This window comes from Paenibacillus sp. FSL H7-0942 (genome assembly GCF_045040715.1).
Lineage (GTDB): Bacteria > Bacillota > Bacilli > Paenibacillales > Paenibacillaceae > Paenibacillus > Paenibacillus amylolyticus.
The window spans coordinates 3,639,596-3,664,695 of the sequence record NZ_CP150279.1 but is presented as its reverse complement, the minus strand read 5'-3'; the positions used below and the strand labels follow the sequence as shown (position 1 = coordinate 3,664,695).

Sequence of the window (25,100 nt, the reverse complement as noted above, 5' to 3'; positions counted from 1 at the left end):
GGATCTCTCTGAAGTACAGATAACTCATCTTTTTTGCTTAATTCCTTAAACAAGTCCCGTTGCTCACCGCCCCCGTACTAAAGAACCAAATGAGCTCATACGTATGTAGCGCAAAGAACAAATCCTGGACGTCGCCGTGCCCTCCTACTTTTGCACCGGACTCGCCCGACTCGCTATGCAAGCTATTACGAATGAGGCCTGATACGAACATGATCATTTTAAAAAGTGATTATGAAATCGAATCCATCCGTAAGGCATGCCAAGTGGTTGCTGAATGCCATCGTAAAATTGCCCAGGTACCTGCACGAGGTGCCAATGTATAATTGGTAATTGCGCACCATGATCTTGTCCCTCGACATCAATTCATAATGATAATGAAGAAACCTCAGCTCGGTTAACCGAGCTGAGGTTTTCGCATCAGGTGCTTCGAATATGCCCTAATTAGGACGATATAGTCGCACCTAAGCTTCTTCATAGTAAGGTCACGCTTGTGCTTTAATAACTTCAACCTTTTTATCACCTGATGATGCCTCTAACGTTGTTTTACCTTGGATAGCGACTATCACGCCAGTAGCCAGCATAGAAACGATTAAAGCTGAGCTGAGGGCTTTGGACATTTTCTTCTTGACCATAACCATACCTCCAATGTCTAATTACAATATTTAACTTTGTTGGGTAATCCATCGGGTGATTGTATTATAACGTACTGACAATGATTGTAAAAGGATTTGTTCCTTCCTCCGGTTGCCCTCTATTGCGACTGAATATGCCAGTGAATTTTCCGTGGTTACATAAGAATCTAAATAACCTAAAAACGGTTTACAATTACGACATTAAATGTTACATTAATTTGAAAATGAGTAATTTAATAGATTCGACTGGGGTTAAGGATCTGGGGATTACGAAACTGAGGCAGTGTTTGCCGTTTGACAGTCTGGTAAGTATGAATATGACGGTGGTTCTAAAACACCATTCATTCAACATTAGGAGGATATTCTAATGAAAACAAAATCACTAAAATTAATTACAGTTGGTGTGACTTGTGCTTTAGGGATTGGAATAGGAGTTTATGGCTGGGGAGCTGCATCTGCCGATACTAGTCCCTCTAAAGATCAAATGGAAATAAAAATCAATGATAACGGTCAAACATATGGTTCATTTATTTATCATGATGAAACAGAATTAGATCTAGTTAAGGCTTTTGGTGTAGACGGAACTGAAGGTTACATCAAGACTTCAGATATGAATCAAGATTTGCCACAAACTCCCGAAGAAGCAATTCAGAGTATGAATGAACCAAAAGTCGATAAGTATATAAACTTGTACGATAGCAACGAGAATATTATCGGAAAAGTTCTACTCACTAGTTCAGATGATTAACACTAAACTATACTACTCCCCCAAAAAAAGGCTCTCCATGATGATTGAGGGCACTTTAAAATGCCAACATCTATAAACAGGATACCCACCTCATTTCTGAGAAGGGTTATTCTGTTTTCTTTGCTCCTTGATCGGCTTCCTCGTTATCTACCGCAAAACCCGATTTTGCTCCTGAATTTCAGGTGATTGAAAGGCTAAGATATATCTTCCCACCGCCGTTTTAATAACAGGCAATTTTTCTCCTTTTTCATAATGTGTCCTTGTCGGAAAACTACCTGGAATAATATGCGTGGCAAGAACGGAATCATCATTCAAGACACCGATAAAGATGGTTTCGCCAGTTAATGTCTTCAACTCGTCAGCAACTCGAAGAATACCTAGATTAAAATTAAAGTTTAAACTATGATCTTGAAGCTTACTCATTAAAACACTACAATGTCTTTGATTTCAATTGGCATGGCGCTACCATCCCCTCAATTACTTTCAATGAATCTCCCACGTAATCGGTTAATTTGACGATCACACTATGCATATCTTCTACAAAGTAATGGTGCGATCTATATTCTCTGCAACTCCTTCGGGATGATCTCTATTACGTCAAAGCAACGTTGCATATAACTTTTGTTCATTACATACGCCCTCTGTTTAACCACCTTTCGTTAAATCTTAAAATGTCTCATACTACTTGAAAAGTAGGCACCTTTTTATTAGATAGGAACCAGAATGTAACTAATGGGTGTTAACAACAAAACAACCGTTTCAAGAACGATTGTTTTGTTGTTACATTGTCATGAGAGATTAAACTATTGTTTTGTAATGTTGAGTTATCGGTTCCTAACACTTTAAATTAACTTTTTCTCTATATCAAAAAGCTTAGAAATGCGGGGGAATAGACGAAAGGCATTGCCATAAGCGATCGCCTTCGCGTTTTCTTCGCTGACCTGCTGTGCTTCATGGAATACCGACTCCCGCTGTATACGAAGGACGCTGTCAGCTGGCCAAGGTATGTCCGCTCCGAACAGAATCCGATCAGGCGCAATCAACTTTTGGATTGTGCCGAGGTTTAACGTGGAATCATAATAAAGGTGGTCCAGTTTGGCTATTTCAGCTTGAAATTGTTCCGGTGTTGTTTCAACCTGAATCGAATCTTGCCCGATGGCGGCAAGCGCAATTCTCCATTTGATATACGGCACCATGCCCCCTGTATGGGGAAGAATGAACGTAATGGATGGGTATTGGTCGAAAATGCGATGAACAGCCATCGTAGTGACAGCACGCGTCGTATCGAAGGTGCCCTCAAGCAGTGCAGGACTAAGCCCAGCGATTTTTTGCGGTATGAGGATGGGATGTAGAAACACAACAGCACTGCGTCGATCCAATTCGGTTAACAATTCGGTGTAATCCGGATGGCTTAAATATTTCCCCTGATAACTTGTTAGCATTGCAACACCATCCATCCCAAGAACATCAAGTGCATACAAGGTTTCTTCCATGGCTGCTGCGGGATCGGGGAGTGGAAGCGTTGCAAATGCACCATACCGCTCAGGATGAAGTTGAGCATACGATGCGAGCTCTTCATTCATTTTACGTGCCAATGCGTTGGCAGAAGATTGGTCGATGAACGTCAGGTCTGACGGGGCTGAAAGGAATGAAAACGAGATGTCACATACATCCATTTTTTGCATCCCGATCTCGGGCGTCCACTTCGGCATAAAACTTGGGATCTCCATTCCCAGCTCCCGTTGCTTTCGTTGCATTTCTTTAGAAATGATATGGTGGTGAACATCAATGACAGGATTAAACATGCGTGATCAGCTCCTTCTATTTATTTTTAAGCCATTGGTTTAACTGGTTTTGCTTTTCCGTCAATATTTTCTCTACGCCTGCATTCTTTAGTTTGTCGAGATAAGCACCCAATTCTGACGGGTCAAAAGTTCCTGTCTGAAAGCCTGCATCATACTGGTTTTGGACGTTGGCCACCGAGGTAATTTGTGTTTTGACCGGATTGATGTCGAAGCTGAAACCCATCGCCCTTGATTTTACGGCACTCTCATTTTCGCCCCTCAAGTGCTCCCACATGTCAGGATCGTTCCCTTCCCATATATAGGACAGGAAATTGTTCCCCACGGCATATTGGTTTGAATCGTATCCTGTTGCAGTAACGCCATCCGGCTTGCCGATTAGGTCATTATCCCGTTTAACATAATGCTTGCCTTCGATCCCATTCGTAAACAGATTAATGACTGCTTCGTCCGAGTAAAACAGTTCCAATACTTGAATCGCCTTATCCGGCTGCTCACTGTTCCTTGCCAAAGACATCATGTTGGAAGCTACGCTATTTCGTGTCATATACGAATCCTCAAGGGGGACGCATACAAGTTCAGTCCCAGCCGCAAGTGATTCCGAGTAACATTCATTGATATTCCGGATATACGAGAAGGCTTTGCCTGCCTTGATCAGATTGGAGCCCGTTTCCTGTGACGTTGCGACATCTTTGCTGAAATAACCTTTTTGATACCAATCACGCATCAGGTCAGCCATTGTGGAGAACCGCGAAGTCGCAAAAAGGTTCTGCAAGGTGAAGTCCTCCCCGCCAAAATCCAGTACGCCAGGTACTGTTCCCAATGGATCAAAATTCAGCATGGCTTGTCCGGGTGTTTCCTGTGAGTTATAGCTGACAATCGGCGTGACACCCGGCTCCTTGTCCTTGATAAGCTGCAATACAGAAGAGATATCATTCCAGGTTTTTATGGCGCTAAGGTCAATAGCATGTTTATCGGCAAGCTCTTTGTCCATCACAAAACTGGGGGAAAGTGCCCAAGCTTTAATGCTGGGAACGCCATATGTTTCGCCATTCATCTTACCGGCTTCTGCGGCTTCCTCCGGAACAGCCTCCAGTATCTTTTTACCAAATTCATTCAACGATTCGTCCATGGGCAGTAACTGCCCCCTGCCGATTTGGGATTCAAGGCCGAACCATACGCTGGTATACACCAGATCCAGTTTCTCGCTGCCCGCCAGCATCAAGTTCATTTGATTGGCATAGTTCGATCCATTAACAGGTAAAAGCTTCACGGTGGCGCCTACCTTTTCCGCTGTAATATCACTGATGGCTTCCTGAATTTCCTTAACATCTGTTACATCCCCAAAAGCTGGATACGTCATGACCACTTCATACATGTCTGTTGCTGAAGCTTTTCCAAGTTCTGCCCCCTCCTTACTGTCTGGGTTTCCGCATGCCGTCAACAATAGAGGGGCCGCACAAATTAAGGACATTACCTTTATGAAACCCACAGGCAATCTTTTTCTGAACATCTTCATTCACTCCCCATGTTTGCTTTTGGATAAGACATCTTGGATACGAAGCATAACTAACCTTTTACGGCACCAATAGTCAATCCCTTGACGAAGAACTTCTGGAAAAACGGATACGCTGCGATCAGCGGCAACACGCCGATTACGGCAATAGCCATTCTCACACTGCCGAGAGGTACGGATGAGACAACCGCTGTCTGACCAGACAAACTGCTTTGCTGCAAGTACTGGACATCAGACAACATTCGATTAAGCAGGTTTTGAATGCTGTAGAGGCTTCCGTCATTGATGAAGATCAGACCGTTAAACCAATCGTTCCAATACGAGATCATGAGCATCAGACCAATGGTTGCCAGGCTTGGAAGAGCAAGCGGGAGAACGATTTTGCAATAAATAACCCATTCGTTGGCTCCATCCACATAGGCTGACTCCACGACTTCGCCGGGAATTGATGTGGAAAAGAAACTGCGCATCAACAAAATGTAGAACCCGTTGGTCAGTAAATTCGGGATGATTAGCGACCAGATGGTATCTTTCAAATGGAAGAGGTCCGTATAAACCAGGTACATCGGCACCAGCCCCCCATTGAAAAGCAGGGTGAAAAATACGAAGAATGACAGGAACGAACGAAATGGAAGCACATTTCTGGATAGCGGATAAGCGACCAGGGTTGTGATCAACAACCCAACGATCGTGCCCACGACCGTGATGAACGTCGTAATTCCATACGACCGCAGAATCAACGAATACTGATTAAACAGATACACATAAGCATCGAAGCTGAATTGAGCCGGTAACAAACGATAACCGTCCCTGATAATGGCTTGTTCCTCGGTTAGGGAAGCGGATATCAGAAGTATAAACGGAAACACTGCAGCGATTCCCATCATGATGAGCACGAGGTGAACAGCCATTTGATATATCCTATTTGAATACATGTTGTCCTCCCCCTTAGCTAAAACAGCGCCAAATCCCGGTTTTTGCGACGAACGATCGCATTGGTCGTTAATACTAACAGAAAACCGACAATGGACTGGTACAGTCCGGCAGCGGATGACATTCCGAAATCCCCAAAAGTCATCAATCCACGATATACGTATGTGTCAATGACATCGGTAGTCGTTTGCAGTGCACCCGAATTCAGCGGAACCTGATAGAACAATCCGAAATCGGAATTGAAGATGCGTCCCACTGCAAGAAGCACCATAATGACCATCGTGGGTTTAAGCAGAGGAAGGGTAATGCTCCAGACTTGCCTCCACTTGGATGCCCCGTCCAGCGTAGCGGACTCATAATATTCTTGGCTGATACCTACGATTGAGGCCAGATAAACAATGCATGTATAACCGACGTTTTTCCACAGATATACGACACTTAATATAAAGGGCCATTTACCGGAATCCGCATACCACGACACGGGGTCTATCCCCAGTAAAGGAAGCACGTAATGGTTGACGAATCCGTTTTCCTCGTTGAGCAATGCCAGAACCAAGTAAGCGACAATGACCATCGAGATCAGATAGGGCAGCAAAATGATGCTTTGATACAGTCGGGAGGCAAATCGCTTTTTTACCTCGTTCAACAATACGGCCACAGCTATGGAGAGCACTGTTCCAAGCACGATAAATGCGCCGTTGTAGAGTAACGTGTTTCGGGTAATCACCCAAGCATCCTGCGTTTGGAACAGATAGGCGAAATTATCGAAGCCTACCCAGTCACTTCCCCAGATTCCTTTTGCAAAATTGATATCTTTGAACGCAATCACAATGCCGAACATGGGCAAGTAATTGTTGATGAACAGATAGACGATGCCTGGCAAAATCATGACCAATAACAGCCCATGCTTTCTGATGTTTTGGATGCGGTTTGCATGGAAACCTCGACGCATGTCTCTCTCCCCCTGTTCGTAACAATGATGTTTGGTTTGTGTAACTCCTCTCCAACATCCCTCCTATTCTATGAATGTCAGTTTATATGACTCAAAATTGTTCTTATATGAATAATACGATGTAAGTAAGCCTCAGTCATTGGTGTGATTCACTAAAAAAAATGATTTCATTTGGATTATTACACCAAAAGAAAAGCCTGTCTAAATTTTAATGTTATGTATTATCACATTCACTGCATTAAGCAACGTATTTTAAGCCCTGTGATCAGCCTTTTCATGTCAAAAAGCAACGCACCCGAAAAAGGATGCGCTGCTTCATGTATAATTAAAGATTGTTACGAATGGATGGCTGCCATCTGTCTGCTGTTGGGAAACATTCGACCACCAACAAGCACACCACCCGAAAATACAGCTTCGCGTGGAGGTGCCGCCGCCAACGCATGCATCGCATTTATGGCATTTACCAACGAGAAAGTACCTCGTTCACCCACTTTTGGAGTTAATGGCGCATTGGAAATAAGCTTGTACGTTTCTAGCAACCAGAAGTCCTCCACCCAACCGGATACTTCAGCGAGACGTGACCCACGGGAGAGCATATCTCCATTTCCGAATGGGCTCCACGAATCCAAAATGTTATCGGAACCGATATGCACGGACACTCCCGTTTCCATCAACAGTTTGATGGGGGGCATGGGCCTGTCAATGGGCACGCTCGTCATGATGGCTACGCCGGTCGCACACAACCTTTCCGCGAGTGAGTGCACCTCTGTTTCCCCAACCTGGCCCAAACAATAGGCATGGCTTACCGCGGTACGGCCGGACATACCGGCTTGTTCTGTCAGTTCGGCGAAGCGGCTGATCGTGTATATTCCGAGATGACTCGGGTCATGCAGATGCAAGTCGATGCCCGCAGAGAATTCTGTCGCAAGTTCAAACATGGCTTCCAGACTGGCATCCACTCGGCGGTCCAGTCCGGCCGGATCCACGCCACCAACATAGTTGGCTCCAGCACGAAGCGCTTGCCGCATGACGGAAACGGAGTCGGATCGAAGCAGGCCTTGCTGGGGAAACGCCACAATTTCCATATCGATGCGTCCCCGGTACATCTCACGCACTTCCAAGACCTCCTCAAGATGAGAGAGGCCAATTTGCGGATCCACGTCAACATGTGTGCGGATTGCCGTTGTACCTTGGGCTAACATTAAATCCAACATTCGTTTCGCACGTTCTCCCGCCCCGGTTGGTAGTTTTCCCAACATGTTTTTCTCAAATTCCAACTGGCCGGGCAGCGTGACAAACGGCTGCAAAGACTTCCAGGGCTCCCCAATAAAATGCTTGTCCAAATGGGTATGCATATCTGCCAATGGCGGTACATAGTGGAGCCCGTCCGCGTCAATGACGGTTGTCGCCCTACCGGCAATATTTACAGATGTGAGATCCGCATCCGTTCCGGCAGTCTCAATGCTGACAATGAGTCCTGTTGCTTGATCAATCGTTAGATCAAACAGGTTTTCCGACCATTTGACATTTTTTACGAGTGTTAAACCTTTCTCCATAACTCCATCCCCTTACTTCATAATTAGATTGTTTCCATCCCATCCGACAACCACGGTAATTCCAAAGGTTTTGAGTCGGTACAAGCTACCTGTAATCCCGATTTCCAGACCGTACGGGCCTCCGGTTTATTAAGCAGAACTTCCCTTTCCGACCGCTCTCGGAACAATACCATATCGGCCGGAGCGCCAACCTTAACGCCATAATTATCAATGCCTAAAGCCTGTGCTGCGTTATGCGTCAGCATGTTGGTCAAGATGAGCGCATCCCGTTTGCCACCCATGTACGAAGTAATCGCCAATAGCCAGGCAGCCTCAATTGGGTCTGCTTTGCCAAACGGCGTGAATGGGTTGCGCACATTATTGACGCCAATTGCCACATTCACTCCACAATCCTGCAGCAGTTTCACGGGAGTCAGACCTCTATGATGTCCTTCGGAGCCTTCCCTTCCATTCAAAAAGAGGTCCGTCATCGGCAGCGTAATGACGCTGATTCCGGCAAGACACAGGAGCTCTCCGATAGCCAAAGCTTCGTGTGCAGGGAGGGAACCGAGCGAGGTTACATGTCCGGCGGCTACATGCCCCTGCATTCCTGCAGCAATGGCCCTTTTTGCAATTTCCACAACGGCACGGTCATTGGAATCGACCGAGAAATCCGCGTGAAAATCCAGCGGTTTTCCGTACTTCCCTGCCAGACCAAATGCAAAATCCAAGTGCTCCCCCAGGTCTGCATCTTGATACGTGATTCCTCCAATCACATCGGCTCCCATACGAATGGCCTCTTCCATCAGCCCAGCAGTCCCCGGACTCTTGAACACCCCTTCTTGCGGAAAGGCAACTACCTGTAAATCCAGTTGATGTTTTAAGGATTGTTTGAGACGAAGAGCAGATTCGACAGCTCTGAGTCCAAGAACCGGATCAACCTCTGCATGGCAACGCATATGGGTTACACCATTCCTCACGGCTTCTCGAATGACAACCAGCGAGCGATGATATATGTCCTCCATGGTGAACGAACTTTTCAGTTTGGATGTTATCCGAATCGCGTCCTGGAGAGACTCCGCCTCTCGATCCATGGAATCCAGCAAATATGCTTTTTCCAAATGAATATGCGGCTCGACCAATCCAGGCAGCAATAAGCCCCCTTTACCCTGCACTACACAAGACGCCTCAGTTTTCCTTTCCCCGCATGGCGTGACAAATGCAATCTTGCCTGAGGATATCCCGACATCCATTCGCTTTTCATCCCCGGAAATCACCGTATCTGTGATAAGTAGATCAATCATTACATCCTCCGTTCATGTACGCTTTTATTACACGCAAGAAACACTTTAAGCATAATTCACTCCTTATGAGAAATCATTGGATGAAAAAGATAAAAATAATTAGCAATCTTGGATGATCAAACCAAAGATATTTACTCCACATGATCGTAGTGTTATATTACTTAACAATAAAATAACTTGTTCCAGAAAGGGATGGGTCGATGTGCTGCTGACAGATTTGCTGAAAAACGGCATTTACGATGATGCCAGAGTGATTACCGGGAATAAAGGTCTAATCCGTGAGGTTCAAACGGTCAACATTATGGACTGTCCGGATATCATTCGGTTTCTAAGGCCAAACGAGCTCTTGCTGACCAACGGCTTTTTCATGAAGCAGCAACCAGAGATGTTTATTCAACTAATCAGGGACATGCAGCGTCTTCAGTGCTCGGGGTTGGCCATCAAAACCAAGCGCTTTGAACTACCAATCCCTGATGAAATACTTTGGGAAGCGGATCAGAACGAATTTCCCATCATCGAAATTTCCGATGTCCGTCTATCCCTTGGCGAAATTTTGCAGCGATCGACCAGTGTGATTCTGAATAACAAGAGCGACGAACTGCAATATGCACTCAGCATCCACAAAAAATTCTCCGAGATGATCATGCGCGGCAAAGGAACTTCCAGCATTATCGATTCTCTGTCCAAACTGTTCTCATCCCCAGTCGTTCTGTTAAACTACAAATGGCAAACCATCTCCGCTTCCAGCCAGAATACAAGTATTGCTGAACTCACTGCAGCCGCTGTAAATACACTTCAAGACTTGTCCGATATTTCTAGTCCCACTTCTTTGTGCTTTATCAACCCATCAGTCCGAGAGTGTTGCTGCATGCTAGTATATCCAGTAAAAACTTACCGCCACGAAGGCTATTTGTTATCCTTTCATTCGCCGGATCAATGGACTGGACTTTTTGGTCTGACGCTTGAGCAGGCCTCCAACGTCATTGGAATGGAGCTGACCAAATCACAGGCTGTCAAAGAGCGCTCCCGCAGGCACAAAAACGAATTCTTCTCCGATCTGATTGAGGGATATATCACTTCTGAGCAGGAGGCGCTGAACCGCGGCAAGAGATGTGGGCTTATCAAGGGGCGTTCAAGCGTCGTGCTGACCATGCGTAATGACGAGGTGCATCACATGCATCAAAGATTTCCTAATTACGAAGGGTCGGCGCCTCCGAAAGGAGATAATGTCACGGAGCAAGAGGAGCAATACGAGCACATCAAACGTGTTTTTGGTGGGTTAGATCATTCCTTCGTCATGTTTACCAAACATGATACCTACTGTCTTCTGTTATCTATCCCTGAGTCGGGGTGGGATGAGGCGAAAATTACCGAGCAGCTGTCAGGAATGCTTAGAGAGCTGCATCATGAGACTGGACTGAGTCTGTCTATCGGCATTGGCAAACCTGCAACAAATGTACTCGGCGTTCGTCATTCTTATACAGAAGCGGTTAATGCAATGCAATTCGGCTACTGGCTAAAACGAAAGCAATTCGTCCAATCTTACCAAGCCAAGGACATCGGATATTTATTCCACATGCTTCCCCACAATGAACTGAAACAATTTTACGACGCGACCTTAAACGGACTGCTGCAGATTGCAGACGAACATGAAAAAAAAGAGTTGCTGCGCACCTTGAACGCTTTTTACGATACACAATGCCAGCTTGTCGAAACATCCAAGCAACTTTTCGTTCATCGAAATACGGTGGTGTATCGACTGGAAAAGTGTGAAAAAATCCTGGGTGTGAAACTCAAAGATCCAACTGAAAGCTTACGAATCCGCATAGCGATAGCCATCGAACCTCTGCTACTTCAATAAAATTTGTCCTTGCCTTGGGACAAGCTTAAAACAAAAAAAGCCGCTATAATAGCGACTTGAATTGAACATGTTCCTGTCTCGCGACACTTCTTTATTGGAATATCTATGAGATACGCCATCATGGAATAAATTTATTATTTCGTTAATATCCACTTTTGTCGATCAAGTGATAGATTCAGTTCACTTAAGAAGAGTTCGGTCCCATCTTCCGATACCTCTAATGCTTTTTGATGATGAGCTGAAGTAATATGAACTGATCCGTCTTTGTTCTCGTGAAGGATCCAACGCTGGTTGTTGTACCCTAAGTAATGATATAGCTGAAGTTTGTTTTGCCCTATATCCAGATCAAGCGTCTGACCGGCCGTAATACGAATTGAATACGAACCGGCTTCGTCGCCTGTCGGAACAAATACCCACTTCTGGGTGGAAGCTGCACTTGCATCATGCAAGGTAACCGGCTCTCCGTTGACAAGGTTAGCTGTGTAAATGGATTTCTGCGTTGCGGCATTTACAAGGCTGGACTTGGTGAGGTTTGCAGCTTCACCGTTGCTGACATTGACGTTCTGATAAGATGCGGAGCCGCCAAAAACATGGAGTCCAAAGTGGCCTTCTGCAAAAGTACCATCCATGATATCTATCACTTTTTGACTGTCCACGTGAACGACAATATGCGGACCATTCGCTTCTATTTTCACCTTATACGTATGACCTGGCTGAATGAACGTTGGTACTTTTGCAAGAACCTGCCGTTCTTCAAATCCTCCATTGATTTTATAGAACAGACGAATGGCCTTCATGTTAGGGTCTAGATTCAGATAATAACCACTGCGACCATCTTCGCTAGCCCTGAACAAAATAGAACCTGCCCCTCCTGTTTCACCGAGCATCATGTCTGCTTCATACGTAAAGTTCCCAGCCTTCTCTTTGGCAATATAATTCGCATCGCTAAAATACTTACCACGAATCCCATGTTCACTAACTAACCATGAAGCAGCAGACAGATCTTTAGTCCATCCACTCAGGTTTGTCCGGAACTCGCCACCTGAGACTTTAATGAGCACACTACTGGAAGCTTTACCATTCGGAGTAGATACAGTGACTGTGGACTCCCCTTCTTTTTTTGCCTTAATAACTGCATGTGAATTGTCTACCAAGTCTATGGCTATTACGTCGTTATTACTGGAACTCCACTTCAGCGGTTGAACGCCTAGACCTGGGCCATACTCGACCATCGCCTGCAGTGTATCCGACTCGCCTACCCCCAGTTCCCGAACCCTCGTATCCATCTTTATTTGAGCTTTTGAAGGAATGTCCTCATTCCAGACAGATTGAAGTTGATGCACTTTCAAGGAAACAACGTTCACATTCCCACCTTTCACGTAAAAACTCATCGCTCTACTAGCAGGATCCGGAAATATTACATCTGAAAAGACGACTTTGCCGTTGTTACCAAAGGCTTCAACAGAAGATTCATCCACAAGAATACGCATCTTGATCCGATTATTTTCCATTTGCGTAGGCGCTTCATGTTTCTTACTAAATAGGTTAGAAAAATCCGTTTCACCGGATGCAGTTCGGTCCACAAACATATTACTATCGCTTGCCTTATAACCCACGACCGTCTTCTGATTTGCACCCTCACGAATGTTAAAGCCAAACTCGGTCGCTGTGCTGGTTTCAGGGATTTCAATTTCAGCTTCAATTTCGTAAGCACCTGAAATAATACCTTTTAGCAGATTCCCGGAAGAAGGACTCACCGACTTGTTAGAAGCAGAGTACAAAGGTTTACGCAGTGATTCCAATTCTTTGATTGGACTTTGCGTCATCCGAATTCCATCTTTGGTTGTTACCAATGATACTTCTCTCGGAATGGTTAGTTCACCTTTCCAATTGGACGTTGGGAAAGCGAACGGATAGTCCCAATTCGTCATCCACGCCATCATCACTGTGCGATGATCAGGCATGTTAGCGAAAGACATCGAAGCGTAAAACTCTTTACCAAAATCTGTTCTTAGTACCTTACCCGCCGGATTATCGTTCACGAATTTACCATCAGCTGTTAAATGACCGATAAAATACTCGGCATCTGATCCGCCTGTTTTGGGATTCGCTCCTGTACTGATCATCATAACCCACTTCTTCTGTGACGTTCCGTCTACCGGAAGCTGGAACAAATCAGGGCATTCCCATACGCCTCCGCGGACGTAATCCCCATATCCCCAATTATCTGTCAATGTCCAGTCAAGTAAGTTCGTTGACGTGTAGAAACGAATATGATCTCCTCCGGACACAACCATAACCCAGCGGTTATTCTCATCATCACGGATCACTTTCGGATCGCGGAAATCCCAATTCCCAGCTTCATTTCCGCTCTTACCCGGGTTCTCGATCACAATCGGGCGTTCCTTCGAATACTCCCAAGTACGACCTTGGTCTTTACTGTATGCCAGACCTATACGCTGGTTCCCATTCGGGCTATCTGGGTTAAAGGAAGTATAATATGCAATAAGGCCCTTGCCTCCTGAATCTCCGAATAAACCAGATGCATTTGTCATATCCGCAATAGCCGACCCAGACCAGACATGTCCGTGATCATTCCAGGGAAGTGCAATCGGAAGCCGTTTCCAGTTCAGCATATCTTTACTTACCGCATGCGCCCATGTTCCTCCATCCTGATGGAAGAGATGATATTCTCCTTCGAAGTAGACAAGTCCATTCGGATCACTCGCTGAACCACGTATTGGCGTGTAATGATATTGTGGACGATATATCTCATTGTAATATTGGCTCAGTTCCGTTACATAAGTATCCTGAAAGTAAGCCGTCCCCTTTTTTACGACGATTCCGGTACTTCCACTCCTGTAGGTTGAATCTTTCACGTCAATCGCGGCCGTAGTGTATCCGTCCAGGAAGACCTGAATTCGATCTCCCTTTGCCTTGATTTCCACATGATGTTTGGCTCCCATCTGACTCGGATAAGTACGTTGCGAACTTGCAATTACTGTTCCTTTTGTATTCGTCAAACTTACACGGACCTGATCTCCTTCCTTCGTAAGAGTAGCTTCATATCCTTCAGCTCCATCGGTTGAAGATCGAAATGCGAGAGCTGCAATAGAATCAGGACGAAGGGTAATATTCCCTTCATAGACCATATCAGTCGCCTCTTTGTTATAGATTTGCTGTGCTATGCTCCCCTGTTCTACCGTCCCTCTTTTGCCGTTGATATCAGGTTGCCATTTTCCCTTGCTAGAAATCACCGGCCCCAAATTACCTTTCAGATCGCTCACCACGATGTTCGAAAACAAGGCGGATCCATCCCATACATGGAGTCCAAGTTTTCCGCTTTGATACGAAATGTCCTGAACATCAATTAATGGTTTATATTGATTGCCCCAATATACTTTTAGCGAGGAACCCACTGCCTTCACTTTGAGATGATAGATTTGCCCCATTTCAACAGAAACTTTACGCTCCTCCTTTAATTTCCCATCTCCATTTCTTGCATCTCTTAACCGAATCAGGCCTGCGTCCGGAACGATTTGCAGCATGTACGAGCTAAAGCCATCCTCATTAGATCGAAACAACAATGTTGCATCCGCCTTCGTATCCCTGATCATGACATCAGCTTCATAGATAAAATCATCGGACACTGTCTCTGAGATGGCCATTACATTTTCTTTAGGCTGTGAAGTTAGCAAGATTCCTTCTGAAGTATCCTCTAATCCTCCTTTTCCTTTCACTTGCCAGCCTATCAGATTGGTATTTGATTTGGATGCGCTTTCAAAAATATCAAGCACCTCCTTTGCCTGTTTATTTGTTTCCTGATCAGCAAGTACAGCACTAGCCGCAATTGATTTAGATGTAAAAATCCCGTTTGAAGTCAGAGCTAATCCCGTTGCCATCAGAAGACATATTGCGAATTTAGATTTATCTTTCATTCCATACCCTCTTTTCTAATAATATTGTGAAGTTGGTTCAAATTTAATTGGTTTTGGACAACCAGTTCAGTTCGGTTGGTTTTCCCAAATGCTTACGAGATCATTGATTTGAAGCGACACGACCTTTAGTTCTCCGCCAATGGCATAGAGTTCCAGCCCTCTACTTCCCAAGTCGGGGAAAATCGTGTCTGAAATGATAGTTGTCCCATTGTTGCCAAAGATCTCTACACTTGACCAATCAACATAGATGCTCAACTGTATCCGTCTATGCTCTGGCTTCATAGGGGCCTTGTGTTTTGTAGCAAAATCGGGATGGAAATCAACAGCGTTTGACTTCGTTCGATCGACAAACAACTCCTCATTCAAGACATTATATCCGATGACTGTCTCCTGGTTGGAAGAGGAAGACTTTCGCACCTTGAACCCAAATTCTATTGCATTACCGATTTCGAATTCCGCAATAATTTCCATCTTTGTAGCAGAAACATCAGACAAAACGTTCATATCTGGTTTAATCGTAATGTCTTGTAGAGACAGAATTGATCTTCTAAGTTGATTTAACTCACTTATGGGTGCTTGAATTAAGCGAAGTCCTTCCGAATACGTCCTGAGCTGAATCTCTCGTGGGATGGACATATGGCCACGCCATTCTTTAGAAGGAAGAGTGGAAGCATAACGCCAATTATTCATCCAGCCGACCCAAATCTTTCGCCCATCCTCATTCGGTATACCATCCCAGGTCACGGCCGCGTAAAAGTCAGATCCGTAATCTATCCATTGGATTGTATCGAATGATTCCAATGTTTCATCTAGTGTAAAAACCTTACCATCAAAGTGACCTATAAAATACATCATGCCAGAACCGCCTGCGGGTGGTTCTGAATCGTTTGGATTTACACCATTTCTATCTCCGACACTTAGTGCCAGAATCCATTTAGTGGTATTAGGGTCCTCATCCACTTGGAGTTTAAAAACATCAGGACATTCAAATATTCCACGATGGATGCCCGGAATATCAGAACCGAAACCGCTTGCAAAAGACCAATCCTTAAGATTCGAAGATGTGTAAAATTCTACACGGTCGCTTACAGCAAGAACCATTACCCAGTTTGAAGATTCTTCATGCCAGAATACCTTTGGGTCTCGAAAGTCTAGCGTCTCCGTGGGGAATAAAACAGGGTTACCTTCATATTTTGTCCAGGTTCGACCTTTGTCCTTGCTGTAAGCGATGCTTTGAACCTGCGTTTTACCGGGTTGAGCGTTGTTACCATTATTCGTATAAATTGCAACCAATCCTGATCCTGCTTCGTTGAAGAATCCGCTTGTATTGTTCTTATCGACTACCGCACTTCCCGAAAATATCGCTCCATCTTCCCCAGGCGAGATGGCTGGTGGGAGTTCATCCCAATGTACTAAATCATTACTTACTGCATGCCCCCAATGCATTCTGCCGAAGTCAGGCTGCGTATCATGGGGAGTATATTGGTAGAAAAGGTGATATTCTCCTTCGTAATAAACCATTCCGTTAGGATCGTTAATCCAATTTCCCTTAGGGGAATAATGTATTTGCGGTCTGTATTCATTTTTATAAATAAAGTTTTCTGGATCTTTGCTGATATTATTTTCACCTGATAGATGTACTTTTTTAATTTTATTCACGCTCCCTTAAGGCTATTTAAGATCTAAAAAAAGTAATATGCATTCCTTATTAACAAAATAAGCCACCTGTTTTCGTTTGTCAAAGTATTTTTGTATAAATGAACACTATTTTTTATGTATAAATCTGTTTTAGTTTACATTTGCACAATTTATGACTGATTATAGAAAATAACAATTTTTAATTTAAGTTCATCTTATCATTTCTTTATTATTTCGAACCTAATGGTTTACAAATGTAAAAAAGGTTGCATCTAAACTTCTCTTTACCTGTTCAACAAAATATCGTTAGTGTTAAACCCAATTTTACCGATAAAACAAAAAAAGCCGCTAAAATAGCGACTTCAATAGAAATATGTTCGTTTCCCGCGACAGGTTAATTAATTAACGCCTCGCCTTCATTTAATAACTTCAACCTTTTTTTCCCCTGCTGACTTCGCTACCTCTAACGTTGTGTTACCTTGGAGAGAGACTATTACGCCAGTAGCTAGCATAGAAACGATTAAAGCTGCGCTGAGGGCTGTGGAAATTTTTTTCTTAACCATAATCATACCTCCGATATCTATTGAGTGGTAATATGCGGCTCTAGATTATGACGAGCCGAGTGTGACTGGGTATTACAATATTTCACTTTTTTGTTGGGTGATCTACCTGGTGATTGTATTATAACGTACTGCCAATGATTGTAAAAGGGTTTTTTCCTTGTGTTCAAATACAATAAAGTATGATTGTTTTCTCAGAATTTCTTTTCAAAACTAAAAATTTGGCGGTCATTCTCCTTGATGTAAAGTATCCACATATTCAATAAACCTTTTCGCTGCTGGGGAAATATTATGATCATCTCTCCACTTTAATCCTATTTCCCAGTACCATCCTTCATCAATAATAGGGATCCAGACCAATTCATCTAACATCAACCCCAACGTCTTAGGTAGTACTGATACACCTAGACCCGACTTTATAAAACCGGCTACAGTGATCAGGTCCTCCGCTTCATAAGCCGAAGCAAGAAAAAATCCGGTATGTCGGAACCGGGATATGATCGTTGCTTTTAATCCACAATTGTTTTTCAATCCAATAAATGGCTCGCCAGACAGCTCTGCCAAACTAAGAGCGCTACAAGCTGCATAACGATGTTGGGAGGGAACAACAATGTATAAAGGAACATTTTTAATCGTCTTCCAGTGATGATTATTCAAAGTAGATTCCCTCGATGTAATCATAATATCCGAGAATCCTTGCTCCAGATGTTCATCAATATCTCCTAAGTTCCCTTGTGTCAATTCGAACCGAACTTTGGGATACTTCAATTGATAACTTCGAATTAGGCTAGGGATCAATTCAACACCGAGAATATTTAGATAAGACAACGTAATCACACCAGTATCCGGATTGGACCACTCTTCGATTTCTCTTAGACCATTTTCAATATTATGTAGGGCTCTACCAATCCATTTAGAGAACATAGTACCGTTTCGGTTCAGCTTAATATTTCGTCCATTTCGCTCAAATAAAGGAGCTCCTATCTCGTTTTCAAGCTTGGCAATTGCATGACTTAACGCTGGCTGAGTAATACCGAGTTTTTTGGAGGCTAAGGTCATATGTTCAAGCTGTGCAACGGTCATAAAGTATTCCAATTGTGTAAGTTCCATTAAAACAACCCTCCATATATTAATAATATTCATCATTTCTATTATTATAATAAATTGGACGTTATGAAAGTAGCAAGTGTAGTATTAGTTCTAGCTCCTCTCGAACAACACATTAAGGTTTAGAGACAGAGCAATTTCAAATTAATCATCGAATACCATCACTAGGAGGAATAGTTATGCATAAAGAATTTGAGTTCTCTGTATCAGAATTTAAAGGTAAAAGGGTGCTTGTAACCGGAGGAACAAAGGGAATGGGGCAAGCAGTTGTGAAAAGACTTGCAAACGGCGGAGCTACAGTTCTTACTACTGCCCGTTCCCTATCTGCTGACTTGCCAAATTCGGTCAAATTTGTGCAAGCAGATGTCGCCACACCTGAAGGTGTAGAGCAAATAATTACAGCAGTAAAAGAGCAACTTGGAGGTATCGATATTATCGTCCATTGCGTAGGTGGATCAACGACACCACCAGGAGGCGCACTTGCATTGAGTGATGAGGATTGGCTTCATACATTAAATTGGAATTTACTCGCAGCAGTTCGACTTGATCGTGGCTTAATTCCACTTATGTTAGAAAATAATTCAGGCGTTATTCTTCATTTCACTTCCATCCAGAGACGTTTGCCTTTATATGAAACTACATTGGCTTATGCGTCTGCCAAAGCCGCGCTGGCTAATTATAGCAAGGGATTATCAAATGAATTTTCCCCACAAGGAATTCGCATAAATACGTTGTCTCCTGGGTTTATTCAGACAGAAGCAGCTGACGCATTAATTGATCGGATCGCAACTGAAACCGGAAGTCGAGAAAGTGCCCTTGAACAACTTATGACTTCACTCGGAGGTATTCCAATTGGTCGGCCAGGATTTCCTGAAGAAGTCGCTGAGCTGGTCGCATTTCTGGTCTCAGACCGAGCAGCATCTATTACAGGTAGTGAATATGTCATAGATGGGGGAACTATCCCTACCGTCTAATAATTAATTAATAAAGGGAGAGAACAATATGGATCTCAATCATTTACCGTCTGTAATTGCCAAATACATTACTGCATCTAACAAGCCAGACCCAGTAGTATTTGTAGATTGTTTTTCAGAAAATGCCGTTGTGATGGATGAAGGAAAAAAGCGAAATGGCAAACAGGCGATTCGGAAATGGAGTGATCAAAACCATTTCGCGGCGAATGTAACGTTAGAGCCAACAAAAGCCAAAAAAATAGGTGATGAAATTGTGTTAACATGCAAGCTGGATGGTACCTACGATAAGACGGGTCTACCCGATCCGCTATTATTGGATTATCATTTTGTTATTGTTGACGATAAGATCATTAGACTTTCCATTTTCTAAAGATATCCAAATGGCTTGTCCGCCACGGGCTGCAGTAATAAGCTCTCTTTGTACATGATTTGAACAAAAAGATGCCCCCACAATGATGTATTTGATCATGTAGGGGGCATCTTTTAAATCACGACAGCCGTTCAACATTAATCAAAGGCTGTATTTTGATATCGAAGTCAACATTAATTTTCATATTGTCCCAATATTTTAACCATTGCTCTTCCGTTAGTTCTTTAGAAAACGGCTTAAGTGAATGTGTTCCGACCTCTAAGGGATCCACTTTCAACCGTTGCATACTTTTTAATAATTCTGATGTTTGTTCCTCAAGGTATACCTCAATCTCATGAATTAAATGTTCCAATTGTTCCTCGCTTTGAATATTCTTTTCTCCCTGGTATTCCTCAATTCTTCCTTTCAATCCCACACGTAAAGACAAGGATGAATAATCACTCGATAGATTCATGCGAATATTGGATCGAACACGTCCTAAACTGATAGATAACTTTGGAATGGCCAAGACTTTTAAGAAATGATCGTTATCCAGAAGTTGAAAAATTTCATCACTTACGTCTTGAGTAACCATTACTTCTTTATCATTTCGGAAGAAGGCCGTTCCTACGTAATTGAAATTGTTCTTATCCGCATGAAATACCGGCAGGATCGGATCCTTAAGAGGGGAATATAACATCTTCATGAATTGATGAATATTGACAATGCTCATTTCACCTTGGTTATGTTCCTCGTAATGCTTTAACATCCGATAAAGAAAATAATCTTGGTTTTCTTGCTTCGTCAATTGATTTTTTATGTATTCATCAAAATCGCCTCTGACAATCAATAAATAGACATGCATTGAAATATCGGGATCAACCAATATCGTATTGATCAGCTTTTCAATGCCTTCTTTTGTTGCCAGTTCCTCATTGATTAATAACATTCGCAGCTGCCCCTGCTTTAATTCCCGATAATAAATTAAATTAAACTCCTTGCCCCCCTGTTTTAACAGATCAACTTCCTTGGAGAGAAAGCGTTTTTTTTCTTTGATGAGTGGTGGCACTAAAGTGCTGATTTTAAACTTCCCCTCCGTCCCCTTGTCAACCGACCAGAAAACTACCGGAGCGATCTCTTCGATGATATTGTTCTCGGCATATGGTGAAGAGCAACCGGCCATCCACATAAGGCTTACAATCGCCAATAAACCATAATGCTTGTATGGTATCATGCCTACACACTCTCCTTTCGTTTAACCATAGTGAAAAGGATCGTAGGAACAAGTAAATAAATGAATGCACCAAGCCAGATTTGAATGTTCAGCAACATCTTTTGACCCGGAACCGTTTGCCATAACCATTGATCCATTATGATAATACTTATCAAAATGACAAACCAACTCGACAATAATCCGAGCCGAGTTGTGCTTTTGTTCATTTTTTTCATAAAGACTCTTCCAGCTCCATATAAACACAACAAAAGAATTGAAATGTCAAATACATAATTAAACATATGGAAAGAGATAAGGATGTAATCGATTCGTTCTAAACCACTCATTTGAATGTAACTTCCCATATATACTACCGGAAAGTTGATCTTGCTTAAAAAGTTTGAACCGTAAAACAATACCGAAGCAATGAACAATAATGAATATTCCATAATCGTCAGCATGTTTCCAATGACAAGATATTTTGATATTTTTTTATTGGAGCTTAACCATGGAACCATAAAGGCCAAATATACTGGACCGGAAAATGCCGACCAAATAAACAACAAGCCCTGCCATGAATGTCCTGACCATTCGGTGGGGATTAGAGGATACAAATCGCGGTAATTTGCAATCGTTGGAAAGAAAAAGGGAATAAACATGATTAAGATCCACGCCCCGCAAAGAAAGGCGATAACGACAAAACGCAATGTTTTTTCCATGCCATGTGAAGCCACAAATAAACTGATCGAAAGGATAACTAGGATCAGCCACTTTTTATTCATTGATGGATATATAAAATTATGGAGCATTTCAACGTAACCCAGTGTGATGATTGAAATTTTTAACAGTATTATTACAAAACCAAGTATCGCGAAAACTTGAACCGCCCGTTTCCCAAAAAGCTGTACAAATCCTTGATAGCCTTTCGATGCATAACTGGAAGTAAACCATTTGGATAGCATCATCAAATTAAGTTGGGACAGTAGCCCCAAGGCGACAATTCCCCAAACCATATAGGAATGAACCAAATAAACCGGCATGATTAAAATAAAATAATGCATTTGCGTTCGATTAACTAATAAAAGGAAATGGATGCCGCCAAGGGTGGAAGTTTGATTGAATAGGGATAAAGTCTTCATTTCTTCATCTTCTCCTGTCGCCATTTCTGTAGTGGTTTTAGATTATGCGGACGCGTTTTCATCCAAATCAAAGGCCCGCGAATAAAGAGGTCAATCCAATCCTTCCCATAAAAAGGTGAAAGCGGCGCTAAATAAGGTTGACCTAATGACGTTAATGCATGGAGATGCGCAAGAATGCCGATTATCCCGACCACGATTCCTGGCAGCCCAAGAAACGATGCAAGGATAAGAAGAAGCAATTGCAACAGAACCATGGATTTTGTCATTTGATAATTGGGAACTAAAAAGAAAGCAATAGCGGATATACCCATCAAAACAATTAATACTTTACTTGCAAAGCCTGCCTCTACAGCCGCTTGTCCAATGACAATACCACCGATAACCCCTAGAGTTTGACTGGTTTTGGTCGGCATTCGCAAACTTGCTTCTTTGATGATTTCCAGCGTTACGATCATGAAAATTCCTTCCACAAACGGAGTAAAGGGCAATTTGCTTCTCGATTCCAATAATACGAAGAGAATCGGCAGCGGAACCATTTGGTAATGAAATGTCGTTAACGCAACATAAAAAGGAATCATCGTCAAAGAAATAATAAAACTTCCATACCTCATTAAACGTAAAAAACTGGCTACCGGCCAACGAAGGAAGTAGTCTTCTGGCGATTGGAATAGATGGAATAATGTAATGGGACAAATTAAAGCAAACGGTGAATTGGAGACTAATAAAGTCAGCTTACCCTCACCTAAGGCGAAGGCGCAGGCATCCGGCCGATCCGTTTGTAGAAACTGGGGAAAGACCGTATGGTTATGATCTTCAATAAAAGCTGCAAGCTGTGCGGAGTCTAAAAACTGATCGAAATCCACACTTTCAATTTTCTCTCTTGCAAGGGAAACAAATTCCGGATTAATTATTCCGTCTATGTACATTAACACAACTTTTGTTTTACTCAGTGATCCTATAGTGAAGCTTTCCGTTTTTAATGTCGTTATAGGCAAACGTCTGCGCAACATTGTAATGTTATTATCGATTTGTTCGCTGAAGCTATCTTTCGCTCCATATATAACCGTTTCCGTTTGGGAAGGTTCAATTGCCCGGCCAAGAGGATTTTCCAACTGTATGCCTAGCCATTGATCGTTGACTGAATCGTATAGAAGAATATATCCTTGCATTATTTTTTGCCCAGCATCTTCGATCGATATAACTTCTGAAACATCAGAATTGATTATGCATGAAGGAAGCGAATTTCCGCCTGATTGATGAAGTGGCTGAATAATCGCCTCGTTTAAACGCTCTTGATCTATTAATGTTTTTATAAATAAAAGATGGACTGAAGCACTCGTACCTATTTTGTGCTCAATGATTTCGGCATCTTCCATATGGTTTAATATCTGTTTTAAATCATCAAGCCATGTAGACTTTTGATGATTTTTCATTTGAGGCTCGTGTTTTTCAACCATGGTCGTCTCCTTTATCAAAGTAATAAAATGGTGATAAGGTTAATATCTTGTCCTGTAATCGAAAAATCATACGACCGGCAATTTGTAGTTTAACAGCAATATCGGGAACAACATGCTACCAGATTAATCTTAATCGAATGAGTGTATTATGGTACCCTACCCTTTGTATCTGTCTCCGGCTTTCCTCTTGGGCGACAAAAAACAAAAAGACAGGCATCAACTGATACCTGTCCCTATCTTAAGTTCATTAGAATTACTATATTGCCCTTAGATAAAGGGCCTACGGTCCCGCAAAATGAACTGAATAATCTGCTATTAAAATCTGCTTTGAAAAGTGGGATGTATCAAAAGGTAGGAGCAGGTAATTCATCAATGTTCATGCGTAGTAGACTATAGGGTTTTTGTCGCAGGTCTTTTCCGTAATGAAATCTGGCCTGCCTATGTAATTGGTTCACAATTACATATAAGTATTGATCCGGACCAATAGAAAAAGTATCCGGCCATAAAATTCGGGGATCATGGGCGATGGTTTCCATGATTCCATTTGGCAATATCTTTCGAATACTATCGTTTTCGTAATCTCCAGCATAAACGTTTCCTTTAGCGTCTGTGATCATCCCATCAGATGCACCCTTCTCTCCCCAATACTGCACAAGATCACTTAACTTAAAATCCGGTATCGTTCTGTCTCTTAACGATTCTGTTGAGATAGAGAATAACTGGCGACTGGTTAATGGACAATAGAATAACATTTTTCCATCAGGGGAAATCGCTATACCATCAGAGGCCAATCGAAACGGAGATGTCGAACCATCCGCGTTTCGATTCATCAAAATTTTACCTTCCACTTTCGGCACAAAATACGGATCGGGTGAGGTCGAGCTTGCTCCATGCAACCGTCTATACGCATTTCCGTTTTCTAAATTTACGACGATAATAGCGCCTGGACCATTGGAAGAAGAATCCGTTATATATGCGTAACCTGCTTTTCCTACACGAAAGTCAAATCGGACATCATTTAGATACGTTGTCGGCAAGACTACATCATCTGCAAATGTATATACTTTTCTAATTGTATTTGTTTCTAAATCTACCGCGACTAATTTTGCCCCTCCTTTAATAGGCTCTGAAAAATTTGGTGCAGCCGTGTCCAGTACCCACAGGGTTCCCCTTCCATCTGCAACAACACTCTGGACACTAATGAAGGACATAACGATATTCAATGGGTTGATCAAATTCGTTTCTTCATTAGGATAAGGTTGCATCTGACCATCAACAATTTCCGCTACCGTAAATCTAACGTCATCTCCCCATTTTGGAAAGCAAATAAAGGTACGCCCGGTTTCGGATACACTAACGCCTGTAGGCATAGCCCCGTAAAAGGAATGAACGAGTTCTAACTTACCAAAATATTCTTCCATAGGTAACATAGGCTGTATGAT

20 protein-coding genes are annotated in these 25,100 nt (G+C 42.8%); 4 read left to right on the top strand and 16 right to left on the bottom strand.

All coding sequences use genetic code 11. The features are described from left to right. Window positions 1-482: 482 nt before the first annotated feature. Window positions 483-632 carry a hypothetical protein gene (locus MHI48_RS16260; RefSeq protein WP_405141072.1) on the bottom strand — a complete coding sequence of 50 codons (150 nt, stop codon included), beginning with the start codon at window positions 630-632 and terminating at the stop codon, window positions 483-485. A 367-nt stretch (window positions 633-999) separates the two neighbouring features. On the opposite strand from MHI48_RS16260, the gene MHI48_RS16255 reads away from it, so the two are divergent. After that, window positions 1,000-1,380 (top strand): hypothetical protein, encoded by a 381-nt coding sequence (locus tag MHI48_RS16255; protein ID WP_405141070.1) that lies wholly within the window; start codon window positions 1,000-1,002, stop codon window positions 1,378-1,380. Window positions 1,381-1,527: 147 nt separating this feature from the next. Here MHI48_RS16255 and MHI48_RS16250 read toward each other — a convergent pair whose 3' ends face one another. The 7 genes from MHI48_RS16250 to MHI48_RS16220 form a co-directional block, all read right to left on the bottom strand. Continuing rightward, window positions 1,528-1,803 (bottom strand): hypothetical protein, encoded by a 276-nt coding sequence (locus MHI48_RS16250; RefSeq protein ID WP_405141068.1) that lies wholly within the window; start codon window positions 1,801-1,803, stop codon window positions 1,528-1,530. Between the two features lie 419 nt (window positions 1,804-2,222). Then, window positions 2,223-3,185: an amidohydrolase family protein gene (locus tag MHI48_RS16245; protein ID WP_338706112.1), complete on the bottom strand. Its 963-nt coding sequence runs from the start codon at window positions 3,183-3,185 to the stop codon at window positions 2,223-2,225. 16 nt (window positions 3,186-3,201) lie between these two features. Continuing rightward, window positions 3,202-4,560 (bottom strand): ABC transporter substrate-binding protein, encoded by a 1,359-nt coding sequence (locus MHI48_RS16240; RefSeq protein WP_405141066.1) that lies wholly within the window; start codon window positions 4,558-4,560, stop codon window positions 3,202-3,204. A 191-nt stretch (window positions 4,561-4,751) separates the two neighbouring features. Then, a complete protein-coding gene (locus MHI48_RS16235; RefSeq protein WP_338706110.1) occupies window positions 4,752-5,633 on the bottom strand; it encodes a carbohydrate ABC transporter permease in 882 nt (293 codons plus the stop codon). 17 nt (window positions 5,634-5,650) lie between these two features. Beyond that, window positions 5,651-6,583 (bottom strand): sugar ABC transporter permease, encoded by a 933-nt coding sequence (locus tag MHI48_RS16230; protein WP_036615375.1) that lies wholly within the window; start codon window positions 6,581-6,583, stop codon window positions 5,651-5,653. Window positions 6,584-6,918: 335 nt separating this feature from the next. Next, entirely contained in the window at window positions 6,919-8,139 is a 1,221-nt protein-coding gene (locus tag MHI48_RS16225) for an amidohydrolase family protein (protein WP_338706109.1), read from the bottom strand. Between the two features lie 23 nt (window positions 8,140-8,162). After that, window positions 8,163-9,422, bottom strand: coding sequence for an amidohydrolase family protein (locus tag MHI48_RS16220; RefSeq protein WP_405141063.1), 1,260 nt, complete (start codon window positions 9,420-9,422; stop codon window positions 8,163-8,165). Window positions 9,423-9,624: 202 nt separating this feature from the next. On the opposite strand from MHI48_RS16220, the gene MHI48_RS16215 reads away from it, so the two are divergent. Next, window positions 9,625-11,283: a PucR family transcriptional regulator gene (locus tag MHI48_RS16215; protein ID WP_405141061.1), complete on the top strand. Its 1,659-nt coding sequence runs from the start codon at window positions 9,625-9,627 to the stop codon at window positions 11,281-11,283. Between the two features lie 134 nt (window positions 11,284-11,417). Here MHI48_RS16215 and MHI48_RS16210 read toward each other — a convergent pair whose 3' ends face one another. The 4 genes from MHI48_RS16210 to MHI48_RS16195 form a co-directional block, all read right to left on the bottom strand. Then, complete coding sequence (locus MHI48_RS16210; protein WP_405141059.1) at window positions 11,418-15,221, bottom strand: GH32 C-terminal domain-containing protein; 3,804 nt, start codon at window positions 15,219-15,221, stop codon at window positions 11,418-11,420. A 66-nt stretch (window positions 15,222-15,287) separates the two neighbouring features. Then, on the bottom strand, window positions 15,288-16,880 hold the full coding sequence (locus MHI48_RS16205) for a glycoside hydrolase family 32 protein (protein ID WP_076327494.1): 1,593 nt from the start codon (window positions 16,878-16,880) through the stop codon (window positions 15,288-15,290). Between the two features lie 395 nt (window positions 16,881-17,275). Next, window positions 17,276-17,422 carry a hypothetical protein gene (locus tag MHI48_RS16200; RefSeq protein WP_179086459.1) on the bottom strand — a complete coding sequence of 49 codons (147 nt, stop codon included), beginning with the start codon at window positions 17,420-17,422 and terminating at the stop codon, window positions 17,276-17,278. Between the two features lie 225 nt (window positions 17,423-17,647). Then, window positions 17,648-18,529: a LysR family transcriptional regulator gene (locus MHI48_RS16195; protein ID WP_076253196.1), complete on the bottom strand. Its 882-nt coding sequence runs from the start codon at window positions 18,527-18,529 to the stop codon at window positions 17,648-17,650. A 176-nt stretch (window positions 18,530-18,705) separates the two neighbouring features. Here MHI48_RS16195 and MHI48_RS16190 point away from each other — a divergent pair, with 176 nt between their 5' ends. After that, window positions 18,706-19,500: an SDR family oxidoreductase gene (locus MHI48_RS16190; protein ID WP_036615385.1), complete on the top strand. Its 795-nt coding sequence runs from the start codon at window positions 18,706-18,708 to the stop codon at window positions 19,498-19,500. 28 nt (window positions 19,501-19,528) lie between these two features. Further along, window positions 19,529-19,870 carry a nuclear transport factor 2 family protein gene (locus tag MHI48_RS16185; RefSeq protein ID WP_036615388.1) on the top strand — a complete coding sequence of 114 codons (342 nt, stop codon included), beginning with the start codon at window positions 19,529-19,531 and terminating at the stop codon, window positions 19,868-19,870. 118 nt (window positions 19,871-19,988) lie between these two features. Here the strand turns inward: MHI48_RS16185 and MHI48_RS16180 are convergent, their stop codons facing one another. The 4 genes from MHI48_RS16180 to MHI48_RS16165 all read right to left on the bottom strand — a co-directional run bounded on the left by MHI48_RS16180 (window position 19,989) and on the right by MHI48_RS16165 (window position 25,088). Further along, on the bottom strand, window positions 19,989-21,083 hold the full coding sequence (locus tag MHI48_RS16180; RefSeq protein WP_405141056.1) for a Ger(x)C family spore germination C-terminal domain-containing protein: 1,095 nt from the start codon (window positions 21,081-21,083) through the stop codon (window positions 19,989-19,991). Window positions 21,084-21,085: 2 nt separating this feature from the next. Then, the gene (locus MHI48_RS16175) at window positions 21,086-22,225 is read right to left on the bottom strand and encodes a GerAB/ArcD/ProY family transporter (protein ID WP_405141054.1); all 1,140 of its coding nucleotides are present in this window, start codon (window positions 22,223-22,225) and stop codon (window positions 21,086-21,088) included. Then, a complete protein-coding gene (locus MHI48_RS16170; RefSeq protein WP_036615397.1) occupies window positions 22,198-23,658 on the bottom strand; it encodes a spore germination protein in 1,461 nt (486 codons plus the stop codon). The genes MHI48_RS16175 and MHI48_RS16170 overlap by 28 nt, the downstream gene beginning before the upstream one ends. A 344-nt stretch (window positions 23,659-24,002) precedes the next feature. Then, window positions 24,003-25,088 carry an L-dopachrome tautomerase-related protein gene (locus MHI48_RS16165; RefSeq protein WP_174806471.1) on the bottom strand — a complete coding sequence of 362 codons (1,086 nt, stop codon included), beginning with the start codon at window positions 25,086-25,088 and terminating at the stop codon, window positions 24,003-24,005. Between the last annotated feature and the right edge of the window lie 12 nt (window positions 25,089-25,100).